General features: G+C 56.7%; 12 protein-coding genes. 9 read left to right on the top strand and 3 right to left on the bottom strand.

Annotated elements, in window-relative coordinates; translation table 11 throughout:
- Positions 1–13: 13 nt before the first annotated feature.
- The 3 genes from ACFCXQ_RS11630 to ACFCXQ_RS11620 form a co-directional block, all read right to left on the bottom strand.
- Positions 14–883, bottom strand: coding sequence for an alpha/beta fold hydrolase (locus ACFCXQ_RS11630; protein WP_379550755.1), 870 nt, complete (start codon positions 881–883; stop codon positions 14–16).
- A gap of 87 nt (positions 884–970) precedes the next feature.
- Positions 971–2,656: a PHA/PHB synthase family protein gene (locus ACFCXQ_RS11625; RefSeq protein ID WP_379550753.1), complete on the bottom strand. Its 1,686-nt coding sequence runs from the start codon at positions 2,654–2,656 to the stop codon at positions 971–973.
- Positions 2,657–2,766: 110 nt separating this feature from the next.
- On the bottom strand, positions 2,767–4,077 hold the full coding sequence (locus tag ACFCXQ_RS11620) for an FAD-dependent oxidoreductase (protein ID WP_379554652.1): 1,311 nt from the start codon (positions 4,075–4,077) through the stop codon (positions 2,767–2,769).
- A 177-nt stretch (positions 4,078–4,254) separates the two neighbouring features.
- Here ACFCXQ_RS11620 and ACFCXQ_RS11615 point away from each other — a divergent pair, with 177 nt between their 5' ends.
- From ACFCXQ_RS11615 to ACFCXQ_RS11575, 9 genes are all read left to right on the top strand, one after another.
- Positions 4,255–6,474: an EAL domain-containing protein gene (locus ACFCXQ_RS11615; RefSeq protein WP_379550752.1), complete on the top strand. Its 2,220-nt coding sequence runs from the start codon at positions 4,255–4,257 to the stop codon at positions 6,472–6,474.
- Between the two features lie 107 nt (positions 6,475–6,581).
- Entirely contained in the window at positions 6,582–8,786 is a 2,205-nt protein-coding gene (locus ACFCXQ_RS11610) for a sensor domain-containing protein (RefSeq protein WP_379550750.1), read from the top strand.
- A gap of 45 nt (positions 8,787–8,831) precedes the next feature.
- Positions 8,832–10,649 (top strand): translation elongation factor 4, encoded by a 1,818-nt coding sequence (gene lepA, locus ACFCXQ_RS11605; protein ID WP_379550748.1) that lies wholly within the window; start codon positions 8,832–8,834, stop codon positions 10,647–10,649.
- A 32-nt stretch (positions 10,650–10,681) separates the two neighbouring features.
- Entirely contained in the window at positions 10,682–11,509 is an 828-nt protein-coding gene (locus ACFCXQ_RS11600) for a hypothetical protein (protein ID WP_379550746.1), read from the top strand.
- Positions 11,510–11,596: 87 nt separating this feature from the next.
- Positions 11,597–12,388 (top strand): outer membrane protein assembly factor BamD, encoded by a 792-nt coding sequence (locus ACFCXQ_RS11595; RefSeq protein ID WP_379550745.1) that lies wholly within the window; start codon positions 11,597–11,599, stop codon positions 12,386–12,388.
- Between the two features lie 97 nt (positions 12,389–12,485).
- The gene (gene recN / locus ACFCXQ_RS11590; RefSeq protein ID WP_379554650.1) at positions 12,486–14,150 is read left to right on the top strand and encodes a DNA repair protein RecN; all 1,665 of its coding nucleotides are present in this window, start codon (positions 12,486–12,488) and stop codon (positions 14,148–14,150) included.
- A complete protein-coding gene (locus ACFCXQ_RS11585) occupies positions 14,147–14,647 on the top strand; it encodes a hypothetical protein (RefSeq protein WP_379550743.1) in 501 nt (166 codons plus the stop codon). Before recN ends, ACFCXQ_RS11585 begins: the two co-directional genes overlap by 4 nt.
- The gene (gene ligA, locus ACFCXQ_RS11580) at positions 14,644–16,752 is read left to right on the top strand and encodes an NAD-dependent DNA ligase LigA (RefSeq protein WP_379550741.1); all 2,109 of its coding nucleotides are present in this window, start codon (positions 14,644–14,646) and stop codon (positions 16,750–16,752) included. Before ACFCXQ_RS11585 ends, ligA begins: the two co-directional genes overlap by 4 nt.
- Positions 16,749–17,240, top strand: coding sequence for a CinA family protein (locus ACFCXQ_RS11575; protein ID WP_379550739.1), 492 nt, complete (start codon positions 16,749–16,751; stop codon positions 17,238–17,240). The genes ligA and ACFCXQ_RS11575 overlap by 4 nt, the downstream gene beginning before the upstream one ends.
- Positions 17,241–17,292: the final 52 nt, after the last annotated feature.

Genomic DNA, 17,292 nt, shown 5'->3' with positions numbered 1-17,292 from the left:
TCACTTATGAAACTCAGGCTGCTTCCGCGGTCTCGCCTTCTTGCGCGTCCAAGAAGCCGCGCATTTCGGCCAGGCATTCGTCCTTGTGGCTCAGCAGGAACAAGTGTCCGCCGCCCTCCATGACCACAAGTTCACTATTCGGAATGAGTGTGTTGAGAAACTTACCGTTTGCGAGCGGTACAATCGCGTCATCATCACCCATCAGGATGAGCGTCGGCTGCTTCAATAGGAACGGCAGCGCAGGTGCGCTCGTCCAACCCAGCATGCAAATTAATTGATACATATATCCGCGCGGGGAGGGCGGTTTCAGACGCGACATATGCCCGCCTTTGCCAGCGCTCTGGCCGAGGCCTTCGCCGTAAAGCGTTTCAAAGTTCTTCAGCATGAAATCCGGGTCGATATAGCGGCGCGGATTAGCCATTTTGGTCAGCGCCTTGGGGCTGCCCGGCACCATCAACATGCCCGCACTTGTCGCGATCAACACCACGCGCCGCGAACGCGCTGGATATTGCATGGCGAAATGCTGAGCGATACCGCCGCCCCAGCTGATCCCCATCACATCGACTTCGCCGACGCCGAGCTGGTCGAGCAGTTTTGCCGCTGTCCAGCTGATGGTGAAGGGGTTGTACGGTAATGTCGGATCGGGGGATTCGCCTACACCGGGCATATCGAACATGATAAAGCCGCGATCATCGAGTTCTTCGGCAAGCGGTGCCACCGCCTCGATATTCGCGCCAATGCCATTAAAAAACAGCACAGGTGGATGGTCGCTTTTCTCGCCTAGGCGCCAGCGCGCCACGCGAAGTGTGCGTCCGCCAACTTCCTCCATCGAGATTTCGGCGGTCATGTCGCCGGCTGCTTTGCCCGTCTTTTTCTTAGCCACGTTGGTAGTGCTCCCGTCCGTGCTGCGATCCGTTCTTATGCTTATGTGGACTGCAGGTGATAATGCTGACTTAACGTTTACGCTGGATCAGCACTCATCCAATACGTAGAGGCCGGGCGCGGGGTCTAGCGGAGTGTACGCTTTGTTCCCCAGCTGTTTTGGCGCTTTCTTTTTCTTGCCGCCACGCTTTTGTAGCCATTCCATCCAATATGGCCACCAGCTCCCGGCGACTTCCTCCGTCGTTTCCAGCCACTTGTCAGCAGTATCTGGGAGTTTTCCAGCTTTTTTGGGCAAATAGTATTTTGCCTTTGGGTTACCGGGAGGATTGAGGATCGCCTGCATGTGGCCCGAATGCGAAAGCACATAGGTGACGTCTTTCGAGCCAAACAGCTGCGTTGAACGATAGGTCGCTTTCCACGGCGTGATATGGTCCGTAACGCCGCCAAGAATGAACAGATCGCTTTTGACTTTGGACAAGTCGACCTTGTGATCAATCATCTCGACCTCACCTTTCTTGGTGAAGGCAAGTGTCTCAAAAACAGTCAAAAAGTCGCCCATCAGGCTTGCGGAGAGGTTGGTCGCATCAGCATTCCAGAAAAGAACATCGAATGCCGGTGGATCCTGCCCCAACAGGTAATTATTGATGACGTAATTCCAGATAAGGTCGTTTGGCCGCAGCCATGCAAAACCCCGCGCGAGATCATCACCTTTGATGATGCTCTTCTTGTCGGCGCGGCGCCGAGCCAGCTGGAGGCCATTGTCTGAGATCAGACTGCCCGCCTCAATGTCGTTTTGCTTGGGGTGCAGCACGCAAACCATCAGGGTTAGCGCGCCTAGCAGATCGTCCTTGTCCGACGCCATTTTGCTAGCCAGCATCGCCGCAGTTTGCCCGCCAGAGCAGCCAGCTGACACATTCACCTTCTTCGACTTGGTAATCTTGGCAACCGCCTCCATCGCTTCGCGGCATGACCGCACATAGTCGGCCATGTCCCAATGCCCTTCGTCTTTCGTGGGATTTTTCCAAGAAATAACAAAGGTCTGGATGCCATTGTCGACCTGGTACTTCACTACGGATTTCTCCGGGCTGAGGTCGTTGATGTACATCTTGTTGATTTGCGGCGGGATAGTCAGCTGCGGTATCTCATACACTTCGTCGGTAGTCGGCGCGTAGTGGACCAGTTCCATCATCTCCGTGCGCAGGACTACCGATCCTTTGCTGATCGCGATATTCTCACCCAGCTTGAACGGCTTCTTATCGACCTGACTGACCATGCCCTTGTTATGGACCATGTCGTCATAGGCGTTCTTGAGACCTTTGATCAGGCTCAGGCCGCCGCTGTCGATGGCCATTTTCTGCGCTGTGGGGTTGCCAATCAGCGTATTGGTCGGTGCGACGCTATCAATGATAATGTTCGAGATAAATCGTGCGCGGTCTCGCTCGAGCTCATCCAGCTCCAACTCTTCCAGCCAATTGGCCATGCCTTTTTGTACCGCCAGATAATACTGCATCCCAGCACGCATGAAGGGGTTATATTGCCATGCGTGGTCTTTGAACCGGCGATCTTTTGGCTCCGGCGCAAGCTCGCTCTTGCCGGTCATGATCTTGATCATGTCATCGCCCATCGCTTTGCTATGGCGCATCAGGCGTTGGGGATCAGACGCCGTCTCACGGAGCAACACCGCGACCGCGCCAAAAATGTCTTCACGAGTGAGGCCAACGAGGGGGCCGAGCGCGCTAGTCGACTGGGCGGCTTCGTCTTCGAGATGCGGCATGACTGGATATTCTCCCCTAGGTGCGGCTCTTGATGCGCCGCTTGTTCTGATATTGCGTGTGAAAATGCGCGATTGCAAGGAGTTGTGAAGACAAGCGCGGCGCGAGTGGGCTAATCTTTAGTGGCCGCGATCATGCGCTCGATGTCGACAAATTTCTCACGAGGCGCCCCGTCGCGAGCAGCAGCAAGTTCTGCATCTTCAATTTTCTTCCAATCGCTGAAGCGGACGACTTCGAGGCTGCGTTCCGCCGCGAGCGTATCAAATCCGGCTCCGCCTTGTTTGCGAGACGCGCTACCAATGTCTTCGACTACACGGTCGATAACATCATATCCGTCGGGTCTGTTCGTTCCGATTGTGCCAGAGGGGCCGCGGCGCGCCCAGCCGACGCAATAGAGCCCGGGAAGAATGCGCCCATCGCTATTGGCAAATTTTCCGGCGCGTGCGTCATAGGGAACGCCGTCGATGGGGGAGGTGCGATAACCGATGCAGCTGAGTACTAGATCAGCAGGGATGGTATAGGTTTCTCCTGTCCCGATTGCGCGGCCCGCTTCGATTCTTGTGCGTTCTACCTCGACAGCAGTTGCGACACCGTCACTACCGACAATCGCTTTGGGACTGGCGAAGAAATCAAACTCGATTGCGCGCGGCTTTTCTCCATGAATGCTCTCTGGAATCGCCGCGAAGCTACGTAAATGATTGACTGATTTGCGTAGTCCAGGTTCGAGAATGGCGTCGTCGTCTTCCGGCGGCAGGTCCCTTTTGTCGACTCTCGGAATTGCCTGCTCTAGATGCATTAGTTCACCCAATTCCTTAGGCGTCATCATAATCTGATGCGGGCCTCTTCGTCCCAAAATTGTCACAGTTTCAATTGAGCTATCGGCGAGAGCAGTCAAGGCGTGGGCAACAATATCAGACCCTTCGAACTCGGTCGGCGCCTTTGACAAAATCCGTGCTACGTCGAGCGCCACATTGCCCATTCCGATCACAACGGCGTTCCGGCCGCTCAAATCTGGATCAAGCTCGGCAAATTCTGGATGGCCATTGTACCAGCCAACCATGGCGGCGCTGCCGATGACATTGGCACAGTCCCCGCCCGGCAGGTCTAGCGGACGGTCATTGGGTGCGCCTGTTGCAAGGATTACGGCGTCATAGAATTCTTGTAATTCACCAATGGAAACGTCGGTCCCAACCGAGATGTTACCGATGAAGCGGACGGTATCGGTAAGAGCGGTTTTCTCATAGCGGCGGGAGACTGCCTTGATCGATTGATGGTCGGGCGCGACACCTGCCCGGATAAGGCCGTAAGGCACAGGAAGCCGGTCAAAAACATCGATGTGCGCGTCTTCGCCCCACTTTTTCTGAGCAGCCTCAGCGGTATAATATCCCGCTGGTCCCGAACCGATGATGGCAATGTGCGGAATAGCTTTGTTCCTCCGAAACACCTTTTGGGGCAATGCAGTGTCCGGCTCACAGTTGCAAGTTCCGCAATCTCTCCCCGCCAATATGCGCAAAGATGGCTTGGTTATCAAATCTCAATGATTACCAACTATGCATCTGCCTTCAGTCGAATATGCTTTTGAATTTTGGGGTAGAATTACGTGGCGCTGAGAGATATTTTCTCCAGAAATGACAGTTCGTCGATGCGCCCAGAGGACGTGCCTTTTACGCCTGTGAAATCGGGCGATACCGGCAAACGGGTGGCGCTGCTTGACAGTTTTGAGGCCGCTGGTCTGGGAATATTCTGGTCCACTGATGCTGCCGGCCGAATCACATATCTAACGTCGCAAGCGCTCGATGCGCTGGATGTTGCCGCCGATGATGTGCTGGGCAAAAAACTCACCGATATCGTGTCGCTCGACAAGTCGATCGATGAACAGCGCAGCGAACGGCCTCTCAAATTTCTGCTCACATCCCAAAGCACGATCTCGAACACTACAGTTCGTGTCGATGCTTCTGACAAAGAAGTATGGTGGGAGATCTCTGGTAAGCCAGAACTTGATGCGAACGGCAACTTCAGAGGCTACCGCGGCAGTGCCAAGGACATTTCGGACACACGCGAGAAGCAAATCAATGCCGAGAGAATGGCACGTTTTGACGCGCTGACGGGTTTGTCAAACCGCTATCGCATGGAAGAGCAACTTGCGAAGCGCCTGAAGGCCTATCGTGCGCTGAAGCGCTCCTGCGCAATTTTGATGCTCGACCTTGACCGCTTCAAGCACGTCAACGACACGCTCGGGCATCCCGCAGGCGATGCTTTGCTAAAACAAGTAGCGGCTCGGATTACACAGATTGTGGGTGATAAAGGCGAGATCGGACGCCTTGGCGGTGACGAGTTCCTGATCATTTTGCCCGATATGGATGATCGCGGAGATCTGGGCGATTTGGGCCAGCGCCTCATCCAGATGATATCGCAGCCCTATTCGATTGATGGCGCGCGCGCGATTATCGGCACCTCAATCGGTATTGCGATTGCACCCTATGATGGTGTTGAGACCGAGGGCATAATGAAAGCGGTCGACCTCGCACTTTACGCCGCGAAGGGCGGGGGCAGGGGGCGTTATCGCTTCTACGCAACCGAACTCGAAGACGGTGCGAAAATGCGCCACGCGCTTGAGGAAGATTTGCGCGACGCTCTCGTAAAAGACGAGCTGGAAATGCACTATCAGCCGCTCGTCAGCGCGAAAACGCACAAAGTGACGGGGTTTGAGGCGCTCATCCGCTGGACTCATCCAGAGCGAGGCAGCGTATCTCCTGGACTGTTCATCCCCGTGGCCGAAGAGATCGATATTATTAAGCCTATGGGCGAATGGGCCCTAAAGCGGGTTTGCAAGGAGGCGGTCGAATGGCCTGTGCCTCTAAAGGTCGCAGTGAATGTCTCCGCAATTCAGTTTGCGCATGATGACTTTCCGCAGATCGTTGAGCAGGCTCTTGTTGCCTCGGGCCTTGATCCACAGAGACTGGTTTTGGAGATTACCGAATCGGTATTTGTCGGTGATACCGAACGGGCCGGACGCATGTTCAAAGAACTCAAAAAGCTCAACGTACAATTGGCTCTCGATGACTTCGGTACAGGGTACAGCTCGCTGAGCTATTTGCGCAACGCGCCCTTTGACAAGATCAAGATTGACCAAAGTTTTGTACGCGGATCAACCGAGAAGAATAACAACAACGCTGCGATCATGAGCGCGATCGTCGGGCTTGCAGGTGCGCTCGATATGGAAACGGTCGCTGAAGGTGTTGAGACCAAGGACGAGCTCAAGCTCGTGAAAGCGCGCGGCGCTGACATTATTCAGGGGTATATATTCTCAGCCGCCTTACCGCAGGAAACGGTGATGGAGCGATTGCACGAGGGCGATCTTGAGTACGAGGCGAAAGGCCCCGACAAATACCGCGCTGATCGCATGACCGTTTATCGCAAGATTGGCGTTATTCATGAGGATGCGCGCTACAAGGCCGTGCTTCGAAACCTGTCTAAAACTGGCGCGATGATCGAGGGGCTTGCTGATGTTCCTTTGGGCACACAATTCGTGCTCGATCTTGGTGATGGACAGCTAGCCGTATGCACAGTGCGCCGCTCCAATGGCTCCAAGCAGGGTGTTGAGTTTGAAACGCCGCTGATCAGCGACGGCGCAGATGGCTTGTGTACCCGCCACCGTGTGTCTCCATATGAAATTGAAGCGGCCGGCCGTCCACTTGAAGCACTTGGTCAGGACGCTTTTGCTGTCTTGATGCAGGAGCGCATGGGCGCCGGAGGAAATAAAAAGTTCCTCGAGGTTGAAGTCGCTCCACCGCGCTTAAGCTACGGAATTGCTGCGTAAAATCACTTTCCGTTAAATTTGCGGAAAGGATATGCGTTAGGACGATACTAACCATTTCGGTTTAACTCTCATTGTCATAGTAATTTTCGTGTGACGAGGCTGCCGCAATGGGCGCACTGCCCTTTTCAGATCTGTTCAAAACCAAGGGTGCTGGCGGGCGTGGGTCTAAAGGTGGCCATCGGACATCCGTGGGAAATTCAGAGAAGCTCGCAATCGTCGAGGGTCTCGAAGAAGCGGGTGTAAGCTGGTTCTGGGCAACCGATCCTTCTGGGAAAATAACCTATCTCAGTCCCACCATTGTTGAGCGTTTTGAGACCGACATCGATGATCTGATCGGCGAACCTCTCCAATCGCTGTTCGTGCCTTCAGGCGGCGAAACTGATGGACGGTCGCTTGGACTGAAGCTGGGATCGCGCAAGAGCTTTTCCAATCTTACTGTCGAGGCGATCAACAAGAACGTAGATCTGGTTTTGCGTTTGTCAGGTCAGCCACTCAATAAATCTGGTGGGTCTTTCGACGGTTTTCGCGGTGTCGCGATCGATGTGACGGCTGAAGTCCGCATGGAAGAAGAAGCCGAGCGCCTCGCACAATTCGATACGCTGACCGGGCTTGCCAATCGGCATCGCATGGAAATGCGGATTAGCTCCACTTTGCAGGCATTCCGTAATGCAGAACGCGCGTGCGCGTTGCTAATGCTGGATCTTGACCGGTTTAAGCAAGTGAATGACACTCTCGGGCATGCGGCAGGCGATCAGATGCTTCAGCAAGTGGCCGAACGCCTCAAGAGCGCGGTTCAAGGACAGGGTGAGATTGGCCGACTTGGCGGCGATGAATTTCAGGTGCTTATCCCGGATGTTGATGATCGCGGTGAGCTTGGCGAGGTCGCCAAAAGGATCATCGCAATGTTGTCTCAGCCTTATTCGCTGACTGACGGACGTGCGACGATTGGTTGCTCGGTTGGGATTGCGATTGCGCCGTATGATGGCCTTGAGCGGGACGAATTGACGAGGGCTGCTGATCTTGCGCTTTACGCGTCGAAGAATGGTGGGCGCGGACAATTCCGCTTCTACGCTTCCGATCTTGAGCATGAGGCCAATCTGCGCAAGCGGATGGAAGAGGACCTTGCTCAAGCAATTGATGATGAGCATTTCATTCTCGAATATCAGCCGATTGTTTCATTGGAGGGCAACCGCGTTGTTGGGCTGGAGGCGAGATATTGCTGGGACGATCCAGAGCGTGGTCGTGTTGCACCCGAGACTTTCCTGCCAGTCGCAGAAGGCAGTCGCCTGATTGTACCGATTGGCGAGTGGGGCCTGATCAAGGCCTGCAAGACTGCGCAGACGTGGCCAGACCCAATGCGTTTATCGATCAAGATTACGCCTGTTCAATTTGCAGCAACCGGCTTTGCTGACTTGGTAGAGAATACTCTGAAAAGCAGTGGGCTTCCATCGGCGCGCCTGGAATTGCTGCTCAATGAGACAATTCTGCAAGGTGACAGCGCAACTGTCGATAAGACACTCGCGGCTTTGTTCAAGCTTGGCGTACGGTTGACGCTCGACGAGTTTGGTAGCGGCTTGTCATCGCTCAACTACTTGCGCCGCGCACCCTTTAGCGCGCTCAATGTAGGCAGTGCCTATTTTGAGCCCACCGTAGGCGATGAATTTGGCGACATGAAAATGATCGGCGCCATCACCACTTTGGCAGGCGCCATGGGGATGGAAACGGGCGCGTCGGGTATCCATGCGATTGAGCTGCTTGATAAGCTCCGCGCGCACGGCATCACCACGATCCAGGGCTTTGTTTTCTCAGATGCGATCTCGCAGCAAGAAGTTGCTGAGGCATTGGAGCGTGGCGACTGGACACTGATGCCGACCAATGACGGTTCGCAGAGGGCGAGCCGCCGCACGGTATTCCGCAAAATTGGCATCATTCACGAGGATCACTATTACGACGTTACCTTGCGCAATCTCTCCCGCTCAGGCGCGATGATCCAAGGCCTTGAAAATGTTCCGGTAGGCACGGCATTCGTGCTCGACTTTGGCGGCGGACAATTGGCAGTCGCTTCGGTGAAGCGCACGATGGACGATACGCAAGGCGTCGAATTCGAGCAGGAATTGGTCGATGATGGCGCAGGTGGGCTGTGTACGCGCAACCGCGTCAGCCCTTATGAACTAGCCGCTGCTGGCGCGCCGCTAGAGGCTCTGTCGCCGGGCAAATACAATATGGAAACGCAGGCTCCGCGCCCCTCAAGCTACGCTCAATTCAAACTTTCTGGCAACGCTCCTGAACAAACCGGTCGGCAAGCCGCATAAGTCTGCTTGGCGTTGCTCTTTTGCGCGGCTAAGACGCCAGACGAAATGACTGACCTTTCCAAAATCCGTAACTTCTCGATCATTGCTCACATTGATCACGGGAAATCGACGCTGGCTGACCGTTTGATCCAACATACGGGCGGCCTGACCGAACGCGAAATGTCCGAGCAAGTGCTCGACAATATGGACATTGAGAAAGAGCGCGGGATTACCATTAAAGCGCAGACCGTGCGTCTCGATTACACAGCGAAAGACGGCGAGACTTATCAACTAAACCTGATGGACACACCGGGTCACGTCGATTTCGCTTACGAGGTCAGCCGCAGCCTCGCCGCGTGCGAGGGCGCGTTGCTGGTGGTGGACGCCGCGCAAGGCGTGGAAGCGCAAACGCTGGCCAATGTGTACCAATCTATAGAACATGACCACGAAATCGTGCCGGTCATCAATAAGGTCGACTTGCCTGCTGCGGAGCCCGAACAAGTTCGCGCAGAGATTGAAGATGTGATCGGCCTAGATGCGTCAGAAGCCGTGCTCGCATCGGCCAAAGCGGGCATCGGTATCGAGGACATCCTCGAACAGATTGTCGCGAAAATCCCAGCCCCAAAGGGGGAACGCGATGCGCCTCTGAAAGCGAGCTTGGTTGACAGCTGGTATGACCCCTATTTGGGCGTCGTTATTCTGGTTCGCGTCATTCAGGGTGTGATCAAGAAGGGCCTCAACGTCAAATTCATGATCGGCGAGACTGAGCATTTGATCGACCGCGTCGGGTGCATGCGGCCAAAGATCGAGCAATTGCCCGAACTTGGCCCCGGCGAGATCGGCTTTATCACCGCCCAAATCAAAGAGGTGGAGCAAGCCCGCGTCGGTGACACTATCACCACTGTAAAGAACGGCGCTGATGAGCCGCTGCCGGGATATAAAGACGTGCAGTCCGTCGTGTTTTGCGGCATGTTTCCCGTTGATGCGGCGGATTTCGAAAAGCTGCGTGAGAGCATCGCAAAGTTGCGGCTCAATGATGCAAGCTTCACTTTCGAAACAGAAAGCAGCGCGGCGCTTGGTTTTGGTTTCCGCTGCGGCTTTCTCGGCCTATTGCACCTCGAGATCATTCAGGAGCGTTTGACGCGCGAATATGATCTCGATCTGATTACGACCGCGCCATCCGTGGTTTATCGCATTCAGCTCAACAAATCGAAGAGCGAGCCTGCGGGCGAGTTAATGCTGCATAACCCGGCCGATTACCCTGATCCGAGCCGGATCGAGACAATTGAAGAGCCTTGGATCAAGGCAGTCATCTACACACCCGACGATTACCTCGGAAGTATTTTGAAACTGTGTCAGGATCGCCGCGGCATTCAGCTCGACCTCACTTATGTTGGCGGCCGTGCGCAGGTGACTTATGAATTGCCGCTCAACGAAGTGGTATTCGATTTTTACGACCGCCTGAAGAGCATCAGCCGCGGCTATGCGAGCTTTGATTATGAGCAAATTGGCCTGCGCGAGGGCGACCTCGTGAAAATGGGTATCCTGGTGAACAACGAACCGGTCGATGCGCTCAGCATGATTGTGCACCGCGATGTTGCCGAGGCGAGGGGGCGCGGCATGTGTGAGCGCCTGAAAGACCTTATTCCGCGCCACTTGTTCAAGATTCCGGTTCAGGCGGCGATTGGCGGCAAAGTGATTGCGCGTGAAACGATCAGCGCGATGCGTAAGGATGTGACCGCCAAGTGTTATGGTGGCGATATTAGCCGGAAGAAGAAACTGCTTGAGAAGCAGAAAAAAGGTAAGGCGAAGATGCGCGAATATGGCAACGTCTCGATCCCGCAGGCGGCGTTTATCGCGGCCTTGCGCATGGGCGATGAGTGAGGCCCTTCGCTACTCATTTTGAGGAGGAGAATATGCGCCAGAGACTTTCAGGTAATGCGGCCTCGGTCCTTGTAGGCTTAGCTTTGGTGACGGTTGGTGGTGCCCTCGCGGCGCAAGAGGCGAGCGAGGGAAGTTCGTCTGTCGAGGAACAGATCGACGCACTTGCCGCGCCGCCAGATGCGGCTGCGTGCCGTGCTGCTTCCCTCCGTCTCGCCGAAACCGATGGCAGGGATGAAGAGGCTAGTGCGATTGCGCTGAGCGAGGAATGCACTCAACTGCGCGAAGCCAATGCATTTGATGTGCGCGGCAGAATGGCCGAAATCAGCGCTCTTTTACGCGAGGAGGGGATCGATTTCGACAGCCGGATTAGTCAACGCATGGCAGCATGTCAGGGGCAGGTTGATGCGCGGCTCGCGGCGGTGCAGGAAGCAGAAGAGCAGGAACAAGCACCTGTTCGTCCGCAAATGGCGGAAAATCGCAACGGCGCTGCTTGGGTCCCAAGCCTAGAACGCGCGCCCATTACAAGTGCGGATCCAGAGGAAGAAACTCCCCCAGATCCTGCATTTTTAGAGAAACGCGCGGAGATGATTTCGGTGTGCGAGGCCAACGCCGAGGTTGCGCTTTACGCCGAGGGTATAACCACTCTCAACCAGTCACGCGCCGAGCGGGCAGAGATTGAGCAGGCCGAATACAAGGCGCAACTTGAACGGATCGCTGAAGAGGCCGCAGAGGCTCAGGCGATCTATCAGCGGAAAGTTGAGGCGGATCGCGCGGCGCATGAGGCGGCCATGGCCGATTGGCGTCGCCGCGTTGCATTGTGTGAAAAGGGCAAGCGCGAATATTGCGCCAAGGATGAGTAGGCGGCGGGTTTCGCAAGCATGCCCATCAACATCTTCGCAGCGAACTTCACTTGGCGTTCAGTAAGTGGCTGGGTATAGGGTTGCCTTATGATTAATTCACGCAAATCGATTGTCGCTGCCGCGCTTGCCGGCACAACCGTTTTTCTGGCTGGCTGCGCTGGCGGCAATAACAACCCGACTGACACGGCCTATGTCGCGCGCGATGTCGAAACGCTCTATCAATCAGCCAAAGATCGGCTTGATAGCGGGCAGGCAACTGTCGCTGCTGCGTTGTTTGACGAGGTGGAGCGCCAGCATCCTTATTCGCCTTGGGCTCGGCGCGCGCAGCTAATGAGTGCTTTCAGCTATTACGTAGGCCGCGATTACAACAAGGCGATCCAAAGCTCCCAGCGCTTCCTGTCGATTCACCCGGGCAACAAAGACGCGCCTTACGCTTACTATCTCATTGCGCTGTCTTATTATGAGCAGATCAGCGATGTTCAGCGCGACCAGAAGGTGACCGAGCAAGCGCAGACCGCGCTGCAAGAGGTAAACCGGCGGTTTCCGCAAAGCGAATATGCGACCGACGCGCGCCTCAAGCTCGATCTGGTCCAGGATCACCTCGCTGGTAAGGAAATGGAGATCGGCCGGTTCTATCAGAAAAGTGGCCGCTGGATTGCCGCGCAGGTCCGTTTCCAGAATGTCGTCGATAAGTTTCAGACTACTAGCCACGCGCCAGAAGCGCTGTACCGATTGACCGAAAGCAGCCTAGCGCTGGGCGTTCCTCAGGAAGCGGTGAAATATGCAGCCGTACTTGGCGCAAATCACCCTACGACCAAATGGTATGAGCGCGCCTTTGAATTGATCGAAGATCACGCGCCGGGCGTAACCGCGAGCTAATTTCACGTGGGTTGACGGCAGAGGCCTGCAAACAAGCTGTTTGTTGTCTTCTTTGCCTAGGTGACGGGCGCGGGGCGATTGGTTACAGCTTGCGGTGATGCTCACACGTCTGTCCATCCGCAATATCGTTTTGATCGAAGCGCTCGATCTCGATTTTACGCGCGGGCTCGGTGTCCTCACAGGCGAGACGGGTGCAGGTAAGTCGATCTTGCTGGATGCCCTTGGCCTCGTGCTGGGCAACCGCGCGGATAGCGGCCTCGTTCGCGGCAATGAGGACAAGGCCAGCGTTACCGCGAGTTTTGGGTTTGCCTCGCTGCCCACTGCGGTGGCCGAAGCGCTTGATGATGCTGGGGTTGAGCTGGAGAAAGGTGAGCCCCTCTTGTTGCGCCGCCAGCTCAAAGCAGATGGCGGCTCGAAAGCTTGGATCAATGATCAGCCGGTAGGCGTGGCATTGCTGCGCGAGCTTAGTGGGCACCTTGTTGAGTTGCACGGACAACATGACGATCGCGGGCTCGTTAACCCGCGCGGCCACCGGATCTTGCTCGATAGATTTGCAGGCGCGGATACTGGCGACGTTGCGAACGCTTGGGAGAGCCTGCAGACCGCTCAAGCGCGCCTCGTCGATGCACGCGACGCGCTCGAGCAGTCCAAGCTCGATCAGGATTTGCTCCTCGCGCATTTGGCTGAGCTGACCTCGCTGGAGCCGCAAGCGGGTGAGGAAGCACGTCTCGCTGGTGCGCGCTCTGATATGCAGAAAGGCGAGAAGCTTGCTGGCGATCTTGAGGAGCTGCGCACAATTTGGGAAGGCTCCGATTCGCCGCTTGCCTCTTTAAGGGTCGCTGCGCGCCGTCTTGACCGAATTGCTGAACAGCACCCCTTGCTTGCTGAGGCATTGGCCTCGCTTGACCGCGCGGTGATTGAGGCGGGCGATGCAGAGGACAAGCTGGAAGAGGCCGCCAGAACACTGATCCACGATCCCAAAGCGCTGGACGAGGCGGAAACGCGCCTGTTTGAGCTACGCGCTCTGGCTCGCAAGCATCGCTGCGAAGTGGATGAACTGCCCGAAAAAGCACGCGAGATGCGGGCGACACTTGATTCTATTGAAGGCGGTGAGGCGGAGTTGGACGCGCTGGAGCTCGCTGCGAAAAACGCGCGCGAGACCTATGAGAAAGAGGCGGGCGCGCTGCACAAAACGCGAATTGCGGCGGCCAAGAAACTTGACAAAGCGGTTGCGGCTGAGCTGGCTCCTCTAAAATTGGATGCGGCGAGCTTTCTCACTGCGATTGGCGCTTTGCCAGAGGAGCGTTGGGGCCCGCACGGCTCGGACAGCGTTGAGTTTCTCATCTCCACCAATCCGGGGGCGGATCATGCGCCGCTCGGCAAGATCGCTAGCGGCGGTGAGCTGTCGCGCTTTATCCTAGCGCTCAAAGTCGCTTTGGCGGAGCAGGGCGGCGCGGCGACAGTGATCTTTGACGAAATTGACCGGGGTGTGGGCGGCGCAGTAGCAAGCGCAATTGGCGAACGGCTCGCAAGGCTCGCCGATGGCGGGCAGCTGCTCGCGGTAACGCACAGCCCCCAAGTCGCAGCGCGCGGCGGTACGCATTATTTAATCGCCAAGGCGTCCTCGGGCACAGTCACCAAGACCAGCGTGAACCGCTTGGATGAGGCGGGCCGACAGGAGGAAATCGCGCGGATGCTGTCCGGTGCGGAGGTTACGCCAGAAGCCCGCGCGCAGGCTGATCGCTTACTGGAGGGTGTGTGATGGAGATCATTGGCGGAATACTTGCCTCAATTTTGGCGCTAGTCTTGCTCGCAGGCGTTGGTCTGATGACGGTTGTGGCCCTGGCCACGATGTTGCTGCTCGGACTTGTTACCGAAATGAGCTTCAAGCGCGTTTTCGTCGTGTCGTTCGTTGTGGGACTCCTGGCACCCATACTATTGGGCGCAGGTCTTTCGAGCGCTATTGCAGACGGATCCTTGCAAGAAGAGATACGCTCTGAATTCGGCGAAGTTGTCCAATTGCCCGAAGGCATTGGTAACAAGTGGGTGGAGGTGTTGCCGCAGTTGCAGGAAATCTCGCGCGAGCGCGAGGCAGGCAACATGACCGATGAGGAGGCCGAGCAGCGGATCGAGGCAATATTCCGGGAATTTGAGGGCTTGCAGATAAGCATCAACGGCGATGATGGCCCGGCCGGAGTTCCGCTTGAACTGCCCGAGACTGTAGAGGAGGGCGCGGTGCCGAGCGATCAGACGGAATGAGCGAGCCTAACCTCTCCGACGCAGACGCCGCCAATGAATTGATGCGGCTTGCGCGGCAAATCGCGCGGCATGACGAGCTGTATCATGCCAAGGATGCGCCGGAGATCACCGATCAGGAGTATGACGCGCTGGTGCGGCGCAATGGTGAGCTGGAGGAGGCGTTTCCGCATCTGGTTCGACCAGACAGCCCATCCAAAAAAGTCGGCCATGCGATTGCCGCATCGCCGCTAAGCAAAGTCACTCATGAGGTTCGCATGATGAGCCTCGACAATGGCTTTTCTGATGAGGAAATCGCGGAATGGGTCGCGCGGGTGCGGCGGTTTCTCTCGCTTGGCGACGATGCGCCGCTGGCCTTCACTGCCGAGGACAAGATTGACGGCCTATCGTGCTCGCTGCGGTACGAGCAGGGCAAATTGGTGCGCGCGGCGACCCGCGGTGATGGGCAGGTGGGCGAGGATGTTACGCCTAACGTTGCGCATATTGCCGATATCCCGCAGGAGCTTCCCGGCGATGTGCCAGACGTGTTCGAGGTGCGCGGTGAGGTCTACATGGGCCGCGCGGATTTTGAGGCACTAAACACGCGCCTCATGGATGAAGCGCGCGAGACGGCATTGGAAAAAGGCGAGGAGCTGGACGAGAGCAAGGTCCGCCAATTCGCCAATCCTCGCAATGCCGCCGCTGGTTCTCTGCGCCAAAAGGATGCGAGCGTTACCGCGAAACGCCCGCTCAAGTTCTGGGCGCATGGCTGGGGTGCGGCGTCGGCTGTTCCGGGCGAAACGCAGGAAGCGGTGGTCCGTCAATTCGCCAAATGGGGCATTCCAGTGTCGCCGTTATTCACGCGCGTTGAAAGCACCGAATGCTTGCTCGCCCATTACGCAAAAATCTCCGAGGCACGGCCTAATCTGGCGTATGAGATTGACGGTGTGGTCTACAAAGTGGACCGGCTAGATTATCAGCAGCGCCTTGGATCTGTTGGCAAGGCTCCGCGCTGGGCGCTGGCGCATAAATTTCCGGCGGAACGCGCGCAAACGACTCTGGAAAGCATCGATATTCAGGTCGGGCGCACAGGCAAGCTGACCCCCGTTGGGCGGCTTGCGCCGGTGCTAGTGGGCGGAGTGACAGTTACCAATGTGACGCTCCACAATCGCGACGAGATTACGCGGCTTGGCGTGCGCCCAGGCGACCGCGTAGTGGTCCAGCGCGCAGGCGACGTTATTCCACAGCTTGTGGAAAACCTGACTTGGGACGCGGACCGACCAGCTTTTTTGTTCCCTGACAAATGCCCCGAATGCGGCAGCGAGGCTTTGGCCGAGGAGGGTGAAGTTGATGTGCGGTGCACAGGCGGTCTCATCTGCCCGGCTCAACGCATTGAACGATTGAAGCATTTTGTCTCTCGCGGCGCGCTGGATATCGACGGTTTGGGTGAGAAAACCATTGACCAGTTCTTCGCATTGGGATGGCTGGAAAGCCCCGCCGATATCTTCCGCCTGAAAGACCGTGAGGAGGACATTCTCGCGCTTGAAGGCTGGAAAGAGCGGTCTGTGGATAACCTGTTGGCAAGTATCGAGGCGAAGCGCCAGCCCGATGCCGCGCGGCTGCTGTTCGGCCTCGGTATCCGCCATGTTGGCGCGGTGACAGCGCGGGATTTGATGAAGCATGTGCATGAGCTGCCAGCGCTGCGAGCAATCGCTCAGCAAGCTCATGCGGGCGACGAGGACTTGGCTCAAGAGATCATTGCGATTGACGGTATCGGGCCATCTGTGGTCGACGCGCTCGGAGATTTCTTCCACGAATCGCACAATGTCACTGTTTGGGAAGACTTGCTCAGCGAAGTCACTCCACCGCGCTATGAAGTCGAAACACTGGATAGCCCCGTGGCGGGCAAAACCGTCGTTTTCACCGGCAAACTCGAAACCATGAGCCGCGATGAAGCCAAGGCCCAGGCCGAGCGATTGGGCGCAAAGGCGAGTGGTTCCGTCAGCGCGAAAACCGATTTGCTCGTGGCCGGGCCGGGCGCGGGAAGTAAGCTGAAGAAGGCCGCCGAACTGGGCATCGAAACCATTGATGAGGCCGGTTGGGCCGAGATTGTGAAGGCTGCGGGATGATCCTGCGCGAATTGCATCCCTTTGCGCTTCGCATTGCCGAACAGCTGCGCGAGCGCGGCGAAAAAATTTCGGTGGCGGACGGCGCGACCGGCGGGCTGATTGCCGGGAGCTTGCTGACAGTGCCGGGTGCGCTCGATTTCTATGTTGGCGGTGGCATTGTTTATTCATTCCGCGCCCGCGATGTCCTGTTCGACCTGCCCGGCGAGGCCTACAGGGGCATGCGCTCGGCAACCGAGGAATATGCGGTGCTGCAAGCCCGCGCCATTCGCGACAATTTCGGGTCTGAATGGGGCATTGCAGAAAGCGGCTCGGCGGGGTCAAGCAAGCATCCGCTTGGTGTGGCGTCTGGACGGAGCGTCGCCGCTGTGGTCGGCCCGAATGGTGAATGGACCCGCCTGACCGAAACCGACAGCGATGACCGGATTGCCAATATGGAAGCCTTCACGCGAGGCGCATTGAACTTGCTCCAGACCGCTCTTTCTGAATAATTTTCGCAGCTTTGTAGAATCGCCTGAGTCTCGTGCGTCTTCTGGGCAGAGC

The organism is Qipengyuania rhodophyticola (assembly GCF_042493225.1).
Classification (GTDB): Bacteria; Pseudomonadota; Alphaproteobacteria; order Sphingomonadales; family Sphingomonadaceae; genus Erythrobacter.
This window is presented reverse-complemented; position numbering and strand designations above follow the sequence as displayed.